Origin of the sequence: Nocardia abscessus (genome assembly GCF_015477775.1) — a bacterium.
GTDB classification, from domain to species: Bacteria; Actinomycetota; Actinomycetes; order Mycobacteriales; family Mycobacteriaceae; genus Nocardia; species Nocardia abscessus_A.
The window spans coordinates 13,456-30,496 of record NZ_JADLQO010000029.1 but is presented as its reverse complement, the minus strand read 5'-3'; the positions used below and the strand labels follow the sequence as shown (position 1 = coordinate 30,496).

Annotated in this window: 1 pseudogene; it reads right to left on the bottom strand. The window is 70.2% G+C overall.

Annotated features, from left to right (window positions below):
• Positions 1-11: 11 nt before the first annotated feature.
• Positions 12-16,763: pseudogene (locus IU450_RS37735) on the bottom strand (non-ribosomal peptide synthetase); the annotation flags it as partial.
• Positions 16,764-17,041 lie beyond the last annotated feature (278 nt).

Here is a 17,041-nt window from a genome sequence, read left to right as displayed (position 1 = left end):
TGTCGATCCGATCATGACCGCCCCAGGTTCCGTGTCGTTTCCCACCCCGGGGGATCCAGCAGTTCGGTCAGGCGGGGCCCGATCTGCGCCAGCGCTTCCGGAGAGGTCATCTGATCGTGCGGGACGCCGACGGGATGATCGTCGACCCGGCCGTCGACGTAGGGTTGCCAGCCGTCCGCCGCGGTGTCGTGACCGGCGGCGCTGAAGTAGTCCACACGGCCGCGGTAGACCTTCGGCCGGTGCTCGGCGATCAGCTCGGCCGAGCGCACCGCGCTGCGGTAGATCCGGCGCACCCGGTCCGGGGTGAGCACCGCCATGTCGGGCGGGATGGTGGCGTGCAGCGCGGCCAGCGCGTTCTCGCTCAGGTCGTGGATGTCGCCGTCGCCGGGCAACAGGGCGTCCGCGCCGATGCCGAGTTCGGCCAGCGCCTCGCGGATCGCCGCCCGGAAGTCCGTGACGTCGATGTCCGGATGGCTGTCGAGCATGGTCAGCAGCCCGATGTCCTCCCCCGCCGCCTGCAACTCGGTCGCCACCGCGTGCGCGAGCACACCGCCGAGCGACCAGCCCAGCAGCCGATAGGGGCCGTGCGGCTGCACCGCGCGGATCTCGGCCACGTAGCGGCGCGCCATCTCGGTCAACGACTCCGGCAGGTAGCCCTCTTCGGTCAACGCGGGCGACTGCAGGCCGAAGATCGGCGTGCTCGCGGGCACGTAGCGCGCGAGACCGGCGTAGCACCAGGACAACCCGTACATCGGGTGCAGGCAGAACAGCGGCTGGGCGGCGGCCGTGTCGTGCGGGACCATGGTCCGGATCGGCAGCAGCACGCCGAGCGCCGCGTTCGAGTCCTGGTCGTAGTCGTGGTCGTCGGCCAGCGCGGCGAGGATCCGGGCGGCCAGCGCCGCCGGGGTGGAATCGGTGAACAACCACTGCACCCGCACCTCGGCGCCGGTCAGCGTACGCAGCCTGCTGACCGCGCGCGTGGCGACCAGCGAGTTGCCTCCCAGGTCGAAGAAGTCGTCGTCCATGCCGATCCGCCGGCCGGCACCGGGCTCGAGCACCTCGTCGAACACCTCGAGCACGGTCCGCTCCAGGGGCGTGCCCGGCGCGCGGTACGGGCGGGTCGCCAGCCGCGGCGCGGGCAGCGCCTTGCGGTCGAGTTTGCCGCTGGCGTTCAGCGGCAGTTCGGCGAGCACCACGACCGCGGAGGGCACCATGTAGGACGGCAGCGCGCCACGGGCGTGCAGCAACAGCGCGGCCTCATCGATTGACTCCCCCGGCACGGCGACCACATAGGCGGCCAGCCGGTCCCCGGTGGCGCCGCGCACCAGCGCGACCGCGGCGTGCCGCACCTGGGGGTGACCGGTCAACACGGTCTCGATCTCCCCCAGTTCGACGCGCTGGCCACGCAGCTTGACCTGGAAGTCACCGCGGCCCAGGTATTCCAGCGCTCCGTCGCGCCAGCGCACGATGTCGCCGGTGCGATAGAGCCGGGTGCCGCCCGTATGGGCGACGAAACGCTCGGCGGTGAGGGCCGGGGCCCCGAGATAGCCGCGCGCCAATTGCACACCCGCGACGTACAACTCGCCCGCCGCGCCCGGCGGCACCGGCTGCAACTGCCGGTCGAGCACGTGCACGCGGGTGTTGGCCACCGGAACACCGATCGGAATCGCGGCCGCGGCCGTGTCGCGCACCGGGTGGTCGGTGACCACGGTGGCCTCGGCGGGCCCGTACCAGTTGACCAGCGCGGCGCCGGGTGCGGTGACGGCGAAGGTCGCCGCGGTCTCCCCCGACAACGCCTCGCCCGCGGCGAACACCCGCCGCAACGACGGATACCCCGTGGTCGGGTTGGCGACGCGGTCGAGGAACGCATCGAGCATCGACGGCACGAAATGCACCGTGGTGACCGCGTTCTCGACGATGGTCCGGGCCAGGTAGGCCGGATCGCGATGGCCGTCGGGCGCGGCGACCACGATCGATGCTCCGGTCTGCAACGGCCAGAACAGCTCCCAGGTGGAGATGTCGAAGGTGATCGGCGTCTTGTGCAGCACCACGTCGTCGGCCCCGTGCGGATAGGCCGACTGAGCCCAGCGGAACTGGTTGACCATCTGCCCGTGGGTGATCATCACGCCCTTGGGGCGACCGGTGGAGCCCGAGGTGTAGATGACGTAGGCGACGACGTCCGGGTGGACGTGCTGCTGCGGCCACGCACCCTCGTACGGCGGCAGATACAGCGTGTCCACCGCGATCACCGGGACACCGGTCGCGGTGTCGAAGGCGTCGGCGGTGGTGGTCAGGACGCAGATCGGGGCGGCGCTGCCGAGGACGTACTCGCTGCGCTCGGCCGGGTGGTCCGGATCGATCGGGACGTAGCCGCCACCGGCCCGCAAGACCGCGTAGATCGCGACGATCAGATCTATTCCGCGTCGCATGGCCACCGCGACCAGCGTTTCCGGGCCTACGCCCCAGCGCATCAGCTCGACGGCCAGGGACCGCGCGCGCGAATCCAGTTCGGCGTAGCTGAGGATGGTGTCGGCGAAGCACACCGCGGGCGCGTCCGGCGTGCGCGCCACCTGCGCGTCGAACAGCGACAGCAGCGTCGCGCCGTCCAGCAGTTCGGGCGCGTCGGTGGCGTTGCGTGCGGCCAGCTCGGCGCGCTCGTCGTCCAGCAGCACATCGATCTCGCCGACGCGCGCCTGCGGGGTCGTCACGAAGCGTCCGATCAGCGCCGCGAGCCGGCGCGCGAGCGCCTGCGCCGCCGGTTCGCCGGTCAGGTCGCGCAGGTACTTGACCGAGACGCGCAACTGACTGTCCAGCACCACCATCACGGTGAACGGATAGTGGGTGCCGTTGACCGCCCCGACGCCGGTGACGTTCATCCCGTCGATTGCGCTGGCCTGGTCCAACCCCTCCCGGTCCACCGGGAACGACTCGAACACGACGAGCGAGTCGAACAGCCCTTCCACGCCGACGGCTTCCTGGATGTCGCTCAGCCCCAGGTAGTGGTGATCCAGCAGAGCGGCCTGTTCGGCCTGCAACTGGCGCAGCAGCCCGCCGAGCGTGCCGGTCGCGTCCAGCCGCACCCGCACCGGGATCGCGTTGAGGAACAGCCCCACCATCGCCTCGACGCCGTCCAGCTGGGGCGGCCGTCCGGACACGGTGGCGCCGAAGACCACGTCGTCGCGGTCGACGGTGCGACCGATCAGCAGACCCCAGGCCGCCTGCACCACGGTGTTCACCGTGACGCCGAGACCCGACGCGAGCCGGGTGAGCGCGGTGGTGTCGGCCTGGGACAGCTCGAATCCGACCTCGCCGACGCCCGCGGAGATCTCGCGGCCGGGATCGACCGGCGCGAGCGGCGTCGGTTCGGTGACACCGGCCAGGGCGGCGCGCCACGCGGCACGGGCCGCCTGCGCGTCCTGCGCGACCAGCCAGGCCAGGTAATCGCGGTAGGACCGCACCGTGGGCAGGTGCCGGGAGTTGCCGCCGAGAGCGTAGAGCGTGAGCAAGTCCTTCATCAACAGCGGCATGGACCAGCCGTCGATGAGGATGTGGTGGCTGGTCACCAGCAGGTGGTAGCGGGCGGCGGTGGAGCGGATCAGCGCGAACCGCAGCAGTGGCGGTGTGCGCATGTCGAAGTGGTCGGCGAGATCGGCCGCCTTGATCCGCTCCAGCTCGGTCGCCGCGGCGGCCGGTTCCAGCTGGCTCAGATCGATCAGCCGCCACGGCACCTCCAGCGAATCCTGCACGATCTGCACGGGATTGCCCTCGCTGTCGTCGGCGAAGGCGACGCGCAGATTGTCGTGCCGGTCCAGCACCGCCTGTGCGGCGGCATGCATCCGGCGCGCGTCCACCGCGCCCCCGAGATCCAGCGTGAACTGGGTGGTGTAGACGTCCACCGAATTCTCGGCGAGCAGGGCGTGGAACAGCATGCCCGATTGCAGCGGGGTGAGCGGCCACGCATCGGTCAGATCCGGGTAGGCGCGAGCGAAGCGGTCGATGTCGGGCTGCTTGAGCCGCACCAGCGGGAAGTCCGACGGTGTGAAACCGCCCGCGTCGGGGCGCAATCCGTGCTCGGCCAGGCCGCCGAGCGCGCGAATCCAATGCTCGGCGAACGTTTTCGCGTCCTCGCCACGGAACGCGGCGGCGGCGAAGTCGAAGCGGGCCAGCAGGCCGTCGTCGGTGGCGTCGACGGTCAGCACGAGCAGCAGATCGTCGGACGGGATGTCGGTGTGCACCCGCGCCGGGCGCAGATCCCGGTAGCGCAGCGCGAACCGGCCGCGGCCGAGGCCGCGCAGCTCGGCGGCGGTCTCGGCATTGAGGTGGCGCAGCAGGCCGTAACCGACACCGCGCGAGGGCACCGACCGCCGCAGCTCCTTGATCTGCGCGATCGCGGCGCCCGCCGCGGGGCCGCCGATCAGGGCGTCCTCGATGTCGATCCTGGTCAGCCGCAGCGGAAGCGGGTATTCGGTGACGAAGCCGCCCACCATGCTCTCCGCATCGGCGTGGGTGGCCGCGCGCGGATCGGCGGGCAGCCGCACGACCGAACCGATGGCGCGCGTGACGGCCTCGCCCGCGCAGGTGTGCAGGGCCAGCGCCAGCGCGGTGAGCACGATGTCGTCCACTCCGGCGTGGTAGGCCTCGGCGGCGGCGGCGACGGCCGCCGCGCCCTCCGCCGTGATCGTGAGCGAGACCCGGCTGCGTGCGCGCAGATCGCGGCCGTCGGCTCCGGCGCCCTCGGGGACGGTGCCGAGCGTCCGTCGCCACCAGTCCATCTCGGCGACGGTGTCCGGCTCGTAGGCCTTGTCCGCCAGCGCCCGGATGAGCATGCCCAGGCCGGATTCCGGGGTCGCGGGCGCGGCGTGGCGTGCCCGGTTCCAGCGCGCGGTGAGCTGGTCGGCGATGGTCCGCCAGGAGATGTCGTCGACCACGAGGCTGCTGGCCACGATGATGAGCGTGGAGCGCGCCTCCGGACCGCCGGTGAGCACGAAGTAGATGTTGCGCCCCTGTTCGGGGTCGAGCGCGGCCGCGGCCGCCTGCACCACGTCGTCGATGGGCAGCGAGGTCTCGCCGCGCTGGGGGTCCAGCCTGCGGAACGCCTCACCGGTGCGCTCGTCGGCGGCCGGGATGCGCAGCACGGGCGCGCCGTTGCCGTCGTAACCCACCCGTACCCACAGCATCGGGTGCTGGTCGAGCACGGCGGACACCGCGCCGCGCACCGTCTCGACCGAACAGGTCTCCGGGACGTCGAGGGCGATGGCCCGCACCTCGACGCCCTCCTCCAGCATCCGCGCCGCGTCCGGCGTGAGCGGCAGTTCGCCCGCCTCGTCGCCGTGACCGCCCTCCACCGCGGCGGCGCGGGCCAGGGCGGCGACGGTCCGGCATTCGAAGACATCACGCGGCGAGAAGGTCACACCGCGGGCGCGGGAGCGGGAGACCACCTGGATGGACACGATGCTGTCGCCGCCGAGGGCGAAGAAGTCGTCGTCCAGGCCGACCCGGTCCACGCCGAGCACCTCGCCGATCACCTCGGCGATCACGAGTTCGGCCGGGGTGCGCGGCGCACGGTAGGCGCGGGTGTCCACAGCAGGCTCCGGCAGCGCCTTGCGATCCAGCTTGCCCACGGGAGTCAGCGGGATGGCGTCGAGCACCACGATCGCCGCCGGAACCATGTACTCCGGCAGCGTGCGCCCGATCCGCTCGGTCAGCACGGCCGGATCCGCCGTGGCCTCCCTGGCAGGCAGCACATAGGAGACCAGGATGGTCGCGCCGGAACCGGTTTCCCGGCCGAGGGTGACGGCGAAGTCGACTTCGGGCTGGGCCGCGAGCGCGGCGTCGATCTCGCCGAGCTCGATGCGGAAGCCGCGCACCTTCACCTGGAAGTCGTTGCGGCCCACGTATTCCACGACCGGCGCGCCCCCTGCCCTGCGCCAGCGCACCAGGTCACCGGTGCGGTAGAGGCGCTCGCCGGGCGCACCGTACGGGTCGGCGACGAATCGCGCGGCGGTGAGCCCGGGGCGGGCGTGGTAGCCGCGCGCGAGCTGGACGCCGCCCAGATACAGTTCGCCCGTGACGCCCTCGGGCACCGGGCGCAGCCTGCTGTCGAGCACCAGCGATCGCATGCCGCGGATCGGACCGCCGATCGTGACCGGTTCGCCGGGCCGCAGCGGATCGCTGATGTTGGTCATGATGGTGGTCTCGGTCGGACCGTAACCGTTGTGGAAGTCGCGCTCCGGCACGTCCGTCCACTTGGCCGCAAGATCGGCGGGCACCGCTTCACCGCCCGCGACGATGGTCCGCATCCCCGCCAGCGCGTCCGGGTCGAGCGAGGCGAGCACCGACGGCGTGAGGAAGGCGTGCGTGACGCCCTCGGCGCGAATCAGCTCGGCCAGTTCCTCGCCACCGAAGGTCAGCGGTGGCGCCAGCACGAGACCGCCCGCCGCGCCGAGCGCGAGCAGCAGTTCCAGCATCGACGCGTCGAACGAGGGCGACGCGAACGCCAAGGCGCGCGTGGACCGGTCGAGCCGGTATCGCTCCACCTGCTCGGCGCTGAAGTTCGCCAGGCCGGCGTGGGTGACCACGACGCCCTTGGGCAGACCGGTGGAGCCGGAGGTGTAGATCACGTACGCGGCGTTGTCCGGGCGCGGCGCCGCGCGCAGTTCGCCGGGCCGCAACGGCTGGTCCGAGCGCACCGCGACGTCGACGGTGAAGTCGCGATCGTCCAGGACGACCCACGCGCCACCGGCGAGGGCGGGCAGGTTGTCCAGCTCGGCGGTGAGCGTCACGCCGAGTGTCACACCGGAATCGGCGACCATGTGCGCGATGCGGTCGGCCGGGTAGGTCGGGTCGATCGGGACGAACGCCGCCCCGGCCTTGGCCACCGCCCACAGCGCCAGCACTGATTCCACCGAACGACGGATGGCGATGGCGACCAGCACATCCGGTCCCGCGCCGCGGTCGATCAGCGCGCGCGCCAATTGCGCGGAGGCCGCGTCGAGTTCGGCGTAGAGGAAGGTGCGGTCGTCGGCGACCACGGCGATTCCGGCCGGGTTCGCGGCCACGGCGGCGGCCATCAGGTCCGGCAGCGTGCTCGGCGGCACGGCGGGTGCGCCGGTACGGGCGATCAGGTCGGCGCGCTCGGAGTCGTCCAGTATCTCCAGATCGCCGACGACGGTGGCGGGGTGCCGGGCGACGGCGGCCAGGATGCGGCGGAATCGGCGGCCGAACTCGACGACGGTTTGCTCGTCGAACAGATCGCGGGCGTAGGTGAATTCGGCGGCCAGACCGGCCTCGGCGCCGGACTCGGCGCGCTGCTCGCGCACGGTCAGCAGCAGATCGAACTTCGCGGTGTCGGCGGCCGGGTCGAGCGCGGTGAAGCTCAGGCCGGGCAGTTGGAAGCTGGTGGCGGTGAGGTTCTCGAACGACAGCGCCACCTGGAACAGCGGGTGGCGGCCCGCCGAGCGCTCCGGGTCGAGCGCCTCGACCAGCCGCTCGAACGGGATGTCGGCGTTGGCGAAGGCGCGTAGATCGGTTTCCCGATCGGCGGCGAGCAGTTCGGTGAAGGCGAGACCGGGCGCGACCCGGGTGCGTAGCACCAGCGTGTTGACGAACATGCCGATCAGGTCGTCGAGTTCGGCTTCGCCGCGCCCCGCGACGGGCGTGCCGATCGCGATGTCTTCGGTGCCGGACATACGCGACAGGAAGACCGCGAACGCGGTGTGCACCACCATGAACAGCGTGGCGTTGTGCTGGCGCGCGAGCCCGGCCAGCGCGGCGTGCACGTCGGCGTCGACGACGAAATCGGTCTTGCCGCCCGCGAAGGATTGAGCAGCCGGACGCGGCCGGTCGGTGGGCAGGTTCAGCTCGTCGGGCAGGTCGGCGAGTTCGGCTGTCCAGTAGGCCAATTGCGCACCCGCGAGCGACTCGGGATCGTCGTCGGCGCCGAGCACGTCGCGTTGCCACAGCGCGAAGTCGGCGTACTGGATGGGCAGCGGCGCCCAGGAGGGCTCGCGGCCGCCGCCACGCGCCACGTAGGCCAGCATCAGGTCCCTGGTCAGCGGGCCCATCGACCAGCCGTCGGCGCTGATGTGGTGCGCGACGAACACCAGTACGTACTCCGACCCCGCGAGCTGGAATAGCTTGGTGCGGAACGGCACCTCGGCGGTGACGTCGAAGCCCGTCGCGACGATGCGCTGTATCTCGCCGGCGACGTGCTCGTCCCCGATATGCGCGGGAGCCAGATCCACCGGCACCTCGTGCGGCGCGAGAACCCGCTGTACCGGGCCGTCCGGCGTCTGCGGGTAGATCGTGCGCAGGATCTCGTGGCGCGCGACGAGATCGGCGACTGCCCGGCCCAGCGCGGTGACGTCCAGGTCGCCGGACAGGCGGATGGCGGCCGGGATGTTGTAAACCGAGGCCGAGGTGTCGAACTGGTTGAGGAACCACATGCGCTGCTGCGCGAACGACAGCGGGAGGTGGTCCGGCCGCGGTCCCGCGACCAGCGGGATGCGTTTGCGCGCACCGGTGCCGCGTTCGACCTTGATCGCGAGTGCGGCGACGGTGGAGGCTTCGAACAGCACACGCACCGGAACGCGCGCGTCCAGCGCCGCGCCGATACGCGCCGCGACCTGCGTCGCCAACAACGAGTTACCACCCAAAGCGAAGAAATCATCATCCGCGCCGACACGCTCCACACCGAGCACCTCAGCGAACACCGTCGCCACGATCTCCTCGATCGGAGTCGAGGGCGCACGGAACACCTGAACCTCGAACTCCGGTTCCGGCAACGCCCTGCGATCCAACTTGCCGTTGACGTTCAACGGCAACGCGTCCAACACCACGAACGCCGACGGCACCATGTAGGACGGCAAACCGGCGGCGAGTTCGGACTTCACCTGCGCCACATCGACACCGGCATCAGCATCCGCGGCAACCAGGTAAGCCACCAGGCGGTCACCGGTCCTCGGATCCGACTTGGCGATCACCGCTGTCTGCGCGACTTCCGGCAGTGCGAGCAGTGCGGCTTCGATCTCACCCAGCTCGATACGGAAACCACGGATCTTCACCTGGAAATCCGTACGACCCCGATACTCCAGCTCACCGTTGCTATTCCACGCAACCAAGTCACCCGTGCGATACATCCGCACACCAGACTCGAACGGATTCGCCACAAAACGATCCGCCGTCAGATCCGCACGACCGAAATACCCGCGCGCCAACTGCGCACCAGCCAAATACAACTCACCCGAAACACCCACCGGAACCGGACGCAACCGCGCATCCAACACATACACACGGCTATTCCACTCAGGCGCACCGATCGACACCGACGTCTCATCGGCGAGGGTGACCCGGTGACTGGTGATCGACACCGCCGCCTCGGTCGGACCATACAAGTTGAACAACTCGGCCCGCGGATAGTCACACAGGAACCGTTGTGCGACCGAACCCGGCAGGGCCTCACCGATCGCCAGGACCCGCCGCGGCGACCAGTCCAGCGCATTCGCGGTCGCCCGGTGCACCAGCAGTGTGTCCAGCATCGACGGCACCACGTGCAGTGTCGTGACCGACTCGCGCGCCATCAGCTCGTTCAGATACGCCGGATCCCGATGACCGTCGGGCGATGCGATGACCAGACGACCGCCGCACACCGCCGCCGACCAGAACTCCCACACCGACAAGTCGAACGTCGCCGCCGTCTTCAGCAGTACCGAGTCGTCCTGGTTCAGCTCGAAAGCGGCTGCCTTCCACAGCAATTGGTTTGCGATCGCCGCGTGCGACACCGCGACGCCCTTCGGCCGCCCGGTCGAACCCGACGTGAAGATGACGTACGCCGTGTTCTCCGGCCGCAGCGGAACGACCCGCTCGGAATCGGTGAGCGGCACGCTCGCGACCGCGGTGAGTTCGAGGTCTTCCAGTCGCACCACCGGGGCGACATCGGTATCGAAGTCCGACTCCGCATTGCTCAGCACACACACCGGCGCGGCGACGGAGAGGATGTAGTCGGTTCGCTCCGCGGCTTGGTCCAGGTCGAGCGGCACGTACGCGCCACCGGCCTCGGCCACCGCGTACATCGCCACGACCAGATCCACCGATCGGCGGAACGCGAGCGCGACCCGGCATTCGGGTCCGACGCCCACCGAGATCAGGTAGCGGGCGAGGCGGTTCACTCGGGCGCCCAGCTCCGCGTAGCTCAGCTCGGCGCGTGCGCCGTCGGGCAGGTCCGCGACCAGGGCGACCGCTCCCGGCGTCGCCGCGACGGTCCGGCGCAGCAGGGAGCCCAGCGTCGCGGCCGGTTCCACCGGGTGGATCGTGTCGTTCCAGGTGGTGAGCACATCGGCACGCTCGGCGTCGGGGAGGATGTCGATATCCCCGACCGGCACCGTGGAATCCGCGACGACGGCTGTGAGGATGCGCGAGAACCGATCGGCGAACCCCTGCACCGTCTCCCGATCGAAAAGATCGGTCGCATACGTCAGAAACCCGCCGATACCGGCGGTCGCACCGGACTCCTCGTACCCGTCACCGACGATCAGATGCAGATCGAACTGCGACACGTCCACATCCGCGTCCACACTCGCCACCGACAAACCCGGCAGCTCCAGCGCGGCACGCGCCACATTCTGAAAAGACAAGCCCACCTGGAACAACGGATGACGCGCCGTCGACCGCGGCGGATTCAGTACCTCCACCAACCGCTCGAACGGCACATCCGCATGCGCGAACGCCGCCAAATCCGACTCACGCTGGCGCGCGAGCAGATCCGCGAACGACTCCGCACCATCGACCCGCGACCGGAAAACCACGGTATTGACGAACATACCGATCAGATCGTCCAGCTCACGCTCACCACGACCGGCGACAGGCGTGCCGACCGCGATGTCGTCCGACCCCGACAACCGAGCCAGCAACACCGCGAACGCCGCATGCACCACCATGAACAACGTCGCACCGTGCGCGCGAGCGAGTTCGACCAAACCCGCGTGCGTGGCGGCGTCCACCGCCACACCGACCCGAGCGCCCGCCAACGACGCCACGGCCGGGCGTGGCCGATCCGTCGGCAACTCCAGCGCATCGGGCAGATCGGCCAGCTCAGCACGCCAGAACCCGATCTGCCGCGCGGCAATCGACTCCGGATCCGACTCCGCACCCAGCACCGCGCGCTGCCACAACGCGTAATCCGCGTACTGCACCCGCAGCGGCGACCACGCAGGCAGCTCACCGGCCGCGCGCGCCGAGTACGCCACCATCACGTCGCGCACCAGCGGACCCATCGATGACGCGTCCGCCGCGATGTGATGCACCACCACCGCGAGCACGAACTCTGGCGGCTCATCCGCGATCCGCAGCAACCGCACCCGCACAGGCACTTCGGCGGTCACGTCGAAGGGCGTCGACGCGAGCGTGTACACCTCGCTCGCGACCTCGGCCGCACCGGTCGGATGCACCGCCACGTCCAGCGCCACCTGCCCGGCGGGCAACACCACCTGCACCGGACCATCCGGAGTCTCCGGATACACCGTGCGCAGCACCTCGTGTCTGCCCACCACGTCGTGCAGCGCCGCCCCCAGCGCCGCCACATCCAGCGCACCGGTCAACCGCAAAGCGAACGGCAAATTGTAAGCCGCCGCACCGATCCGCTCCCCCGCGTCATCGGTCTGATCGAATCGATTCAGGAACCACATCCGCCGCTGCGCCAACGACAACGGCAGCCGCTCCGGACGCGCGATTGCGCCCAGTTCGACACCGCGCTCACCGTGCGTGTGCGACTCGATCGCCGCCGCCAGCGCCGTCACGGTGGGCGCTTCGAACAGCGTCCGCACCGCTACCCGCGCACCGACCGCCGCGCCCACCCGCGCCACCACCTGCGTGGCCACCAGGGAATTTCCACCCAGTGCGAAGAAATCGTCGTCCGCACCCACCCGGGGCGCCCCGAGCACCTCGCCGAACACCCCGGCCACGATCTCCTCGACCGCGGTGGCGGGGGCGCGGAATTCCCGCGCGGTGAACACCGGCTCGGGCAGTGCCCTGCGGTCCAGCTTGCCGCTGGGATTGAGCGGGAACTGCGCCAGCGCCACGATCGCCGCCGGTACCATGTACGCGGGCAGCGTCGCACCGATCGCCGCGAGCAGGCCGTCCTGCTCGATCGCGTACCCCGGCGCGGGGACCGCGTAGGCCACCAACTGCTCGCCCAGCGACGAAGACGCGACGAGCGCGACCGCCTGGCTCACCGAGGGCTGCGCCAGCAGCGCCGCCTCGATCTCCCCCAGCTCGATCCGCTGACCACGGAACTTCACCTGGAAATCGGTCCGGCCGAGATAGTCGAGCCGATGCGGCAGTTCTTCGGTCGGGGCGCGCCAGACCACCAGGTCACCGGTTCGGTACATCCGTTCGCCGAGACCGAACGGGTTGGCCACGAACCGGTCGGCGGTCAGATCGGGCCGCCGCACATAGCCACGGGCCAGCTGGTCACCGGCGAGGTAGAGCTCGCCCGGCACACCGGCAGGCACCGGCCGCAACCACGAATCCAGCACGTAGACCTGAGTGTTCCATTGCGGCACGCCGATCGGCACGGACCGTTCGTCGGCCGCGGTCGCGGGCCAGTAGGTCACCGAGACCGCCGCCTCGGTCGGGCCGTACAGGTTGTGCACCGCGGCGTCCGTCACGGCGCGCACCGCGGCGACGGTCTCCGGCGGCAGCGCCTCGCCGATCGCGAAGATGTCCCGCAAAGTGGGGCACGAGCCCGGCGCGGTGTGCGCGGCGAAGACCGTCAGCATGGACGGCACGAAGTCGGTCACCGTCACGCCCTGCGCGGCAATGGTTTCCGCGACGTACACCGGATCGCGATGTCCGTCGTGCGTGGCGACGACCAGCTTCGCGCCCACGCGCAGCGGCATGAAGTAGCCCCACAGCGAGACGTCGAACGTCGTCGCCGTCTTCTGTAGGTACACGTCGTCGGCGTCGAGCGGGTAGGCCGCGAGCATCCAGCTGATCTGGTTCTGGATCGCGAAGTGCGAGATGGCGACGCCCTTGGGGCGGCCGGTGGACCCCGACGTGAAGATCACGTATGCCGGATGGTGCGGCAGCAGCGGGCGCACCAGTTCCTCGGCACGCACCGGAGACTCGTCGAATCGATTCGGGTCCAGGGCGTCCAACAGCAGTACCGCGGTGCCTTCCGGCACGTCGACCGCGTCGGCGGAGGTCGTGAGCACACAGACGGGCTGGGCCGTCTCGAGGATGTGCGCGATGCGTTCGGCCGGATGATCCGGATCCAACGGCACATACGCCCCACCCGCCGCCACGATCGCATACATCCCCACCACAAGATCCAACGACCGACGAACCGCCAACCCCACCAACGACTCCGCACCCACACCCTGCGAAATCAACAACCGCGCCAAACGATTCACCCGCGCATCGAACTCCCGATACGTCAGCCCCACACCCTCGAACACCACCGCGACCTCGTCGGCGTAGGCCTGCGCCGCGCGGCGGTAACCGTCCAGCAGCGACTCGGTGGGCACCGGATAGCGGGTGCTGTTCCACTCGAGCAGTATGCGTTCGCGCTCCTCGGGGGCGAGCAGATCGATCGCGCCGATCGGCCGGTCCGGCTCGGCGGCGGCGACGGCTAGCAGCCGGTCCAACCGCCAGGCGAATTCGGCGATCGTCCGTTCGTCGAACAGATCGGTGGCATAGGTGAACATCGCCGTGAAGCCTGCGGCTTCGCCCTCGGCTTCGGGCACCACGGTCAATTGGAGATCGAACTTCGCGACCGCGCCGTCGAGCTCGACCACCCGCGCCGACAGTCCGGGCAGAGTGATCTCGGGCCTGCTCATGTTCTGGAAGAACAGCGCCACCTGGAACAGCGGGTGATGCGCCTGCGACCGCACCGGGTCGAGCACCTCGACCAACCGCTCGAACGGCAACTCCGCATGCGAGAAGGCGCTCAGATCCGTCTCTTTCGCCTGGGCGAGCAGCGTACGGAACGACGCGCCGAGGTCGATCCGGGTGCGCAGCACCAGCGTGTTGACGAACATGCCGATCAACCCGTCGAGTTCCCGCTCGCCCCGGCCGGCCACGGGCGTGCCGATGGTGATGTCGTCGGTGCCGGTGAGCCGGGCCAGCAGCAGCGCCAGCGCGCTGTGCACCACCATGAACTCCGAGGCGCCCGCGCTGTGCGCCAACTCGGCGAGCCCCCGGTGCACCGAGGCGTCCACCGCGAAGGCGTACTCCGCACCCCGGCCGGAGGCGACGGGTGGGCGCGGCCGATCCGAAGGTAGGTCGATCCGGTCCGGGATACCCGCCAAGGCGCGACGCCAGTAGCCGAGCTGGGCCGCGGCCACCGATTCGGGGTCGTTCTCGTCGCCGAGCATTTCGCGCTGCCACAGCGTGTAGTCCGCGTACTGCACCGGCAGCGGCTCCCAGGACGGCCTGGCCCCGTTGCGACGGGACAGGAACGCGCTGAGCAGATCCCGCAGGAACGGCGCTACCGACGCGCCGTCGGCGGCGATGTGATGCACCACCACCACGACCACGTGGTCGCCGGGACCGATTTCTGCCAGGGCGATGCGCAGCGGCACTTCCGCCGCGACATCGAAGCCGGCCAGCGCGAATCCGCGCAGCCAGTCCATGAGCTCGTGCTCGGCGACGGGCTTCGGCGCGAGGTCGGGGACGGCCTGTGCGGCGGGCACCACCACCTGATAACCCATACCGTCCACCGCCGGATACACCGTCCGCAACGTCTCATGACGCTCGACCACATCCGCGACCGCCGCCTGCAACGCCGCCACATCCAACACACCCGACAACCGCACCGCGAACGGAATATTGTTCGCCGCAGAACCAGTATCGAACTGATTCAAAAACCACATCCGCTGCTGCGCCAACGACAACGGCACCCGCTCCGGACGCTCCACCGCCACCAATGCGCGCCGGTCCCCGGCCCCCTTCAACGGCTCCAGCCGCGCGGCGAGCGCGGCGACGGTGGGGCTCTCGAAGATCAGCCGCGCGGGCACCCGCGCCGCGATGGCGGCTCCCAACCGGGCCGCGACCTGCGTCGCGATCAGCGAATTGCCGCCGAGTTCGAAGAAGTCGTCGTCCGCGCCGACCGGTGCTCCGGGGCCGAGCACTTCGGCGTACACCTCGCCGACCAACTCCTCCAGCGGGCCGACCGGCGCGCGGAACACCTTGGTCTGCAACCGCGGCGCGGGCAGCGCTGCGCGGTCCAGTTTGCCCACCGGGGTCAGCGGGATCTTCTCCAGCACCATGACCGCTGTCGGCACCATGTGCGCGGGCAGGCTCTGCTCGGCGAAGGCGGCCAGTTCGGCGGCGTCGGCGGCCGTCCCGGGCGCGGCGTGCACGTAGGAGACGAGAATGGTGGCGCCACTGTCCAGGTGGTGCCCGACGGTGACCGCGAAGTCGACCGTCTCGTGCGCGGCCAGCACCGCGTCGATCTCACCCAGCTCGATCCGGAAACCACGGATCTTCACCTGGAAATCGTTGCGACCGAGATACTCCAGCTCACCGTTCGCCGTCCGACGCACCAGGTCACCGGTGCGGTAGAGCCGGGAACCGTTCGCGTCGAACGGGTTGGCCACGAAGCGGGAGGCGGTCAGCCCGCGCCGTTCGTGGTAGCCGCGGGCCAGTTGGGCACCGGTGATGTACAGCTCGCCGACCACGCCGCCGAGGACGGGGACCAGCCGCTCGTCCAGCACGTATTCGGTGACGGCCCGGATCGGGGCGCCGATGGTCACCGGCTCGCCGGGCACCAGCGGCGCGCTGATGTTCGTCATGATCGTGGTCTCGGTCGGCCCGTAACCGTTGAAGAATTCGCGGGTCCGGCCACCGGACACCGGTAGCACCCAGCGCCGCACCAGCTCCGGGGGGCACGCCTCGCCACCGGCCACCACCACACGCAACTCGTCCAGACCCGCCGGGTCCACCGACGCGAGCGCCGCCGGGGTCACGAACGCGTGGGTCACCGCCTCCCGGCGCACCAGGGACGCGAATTCCTCGCCGCCGAACACCGTGGGGGACGCGACGACCATGGTTGCCGCGCCGCCCAGCGCGAGCAGTAACTCCAGCACGGACGCGTCGAACGAGGGCGACGCGAAATGCAACGTCCGCGACGCACTCGTCACCCGATACCGATCACGCTGCTCGGCACAGAAACTCGCCAACCCCGCCTGCGTGACCACCACGCCCTTCGGCTTACCGGTCGACCCCGAGGTGTAGATGACATAAGCGGGATGCTCCGCGCGCAGCGGGCGCACCCGATCGGTGTAGGTCACCGGGTCGGCGGGGAACTCTTCCAGCCGACGCGCGCATTCGGCGGTATCGATGGACAGCCACTCGACCCGGTCCGGTAGGTCGGTGCGGACCTCGTCTACAGCGAGCCCGAAGACCGCGCCGGAGTCGACGATCATGTGCTCGACACGATCGTTCGGATAGTTCGGATCCACCGGAACGAACCCCGCACCGGTCTTGGCCACCGCCCAGACCGCGACCACCGACTCGACCGACCGCGGAATCCCGACCGCGACCAGATCCTCCGGACCCACGCCACGATCGATCAGCAGACGCGCCAGCCGGGTGGAGCGTTCGTCCAGCTCGGCGTAGCTCAGCTCGGCCAGCGTGCTGGTCGCGTCGGCGAATACCACGGCGGCGCCGCTCGGGTTGGCCTCGACGGCAGTGGCCATCAGCTGGGGCAGGGTGGTGACGCGGGGGCGGCGGGTCCGGGTCGGGCGCACACGGGCCGGGCGGGTCATGCGGGCACCGCTTCCGCAGTCTCGTCACACCGCTGCCCGACCGCCCGAACCATCGTGCTGCCTCACCCTGTCTGTTGTCGCCACGCGCACGTTCACCATGCTCTCGCCCTCATGATCATCGAACACGCGCATGCCGATCGTTACCGAACCGCCGGCCCACGCCGCGCGCGAACCGGCCGCGATCCGGGGGTTCCGGGTCGCGGGAGCGGACGCGTGTGACGAGTGCCGGGGACGATTATTCCCTGCCGACGCACGATCCGGGTCGCGACGTCGGCCGG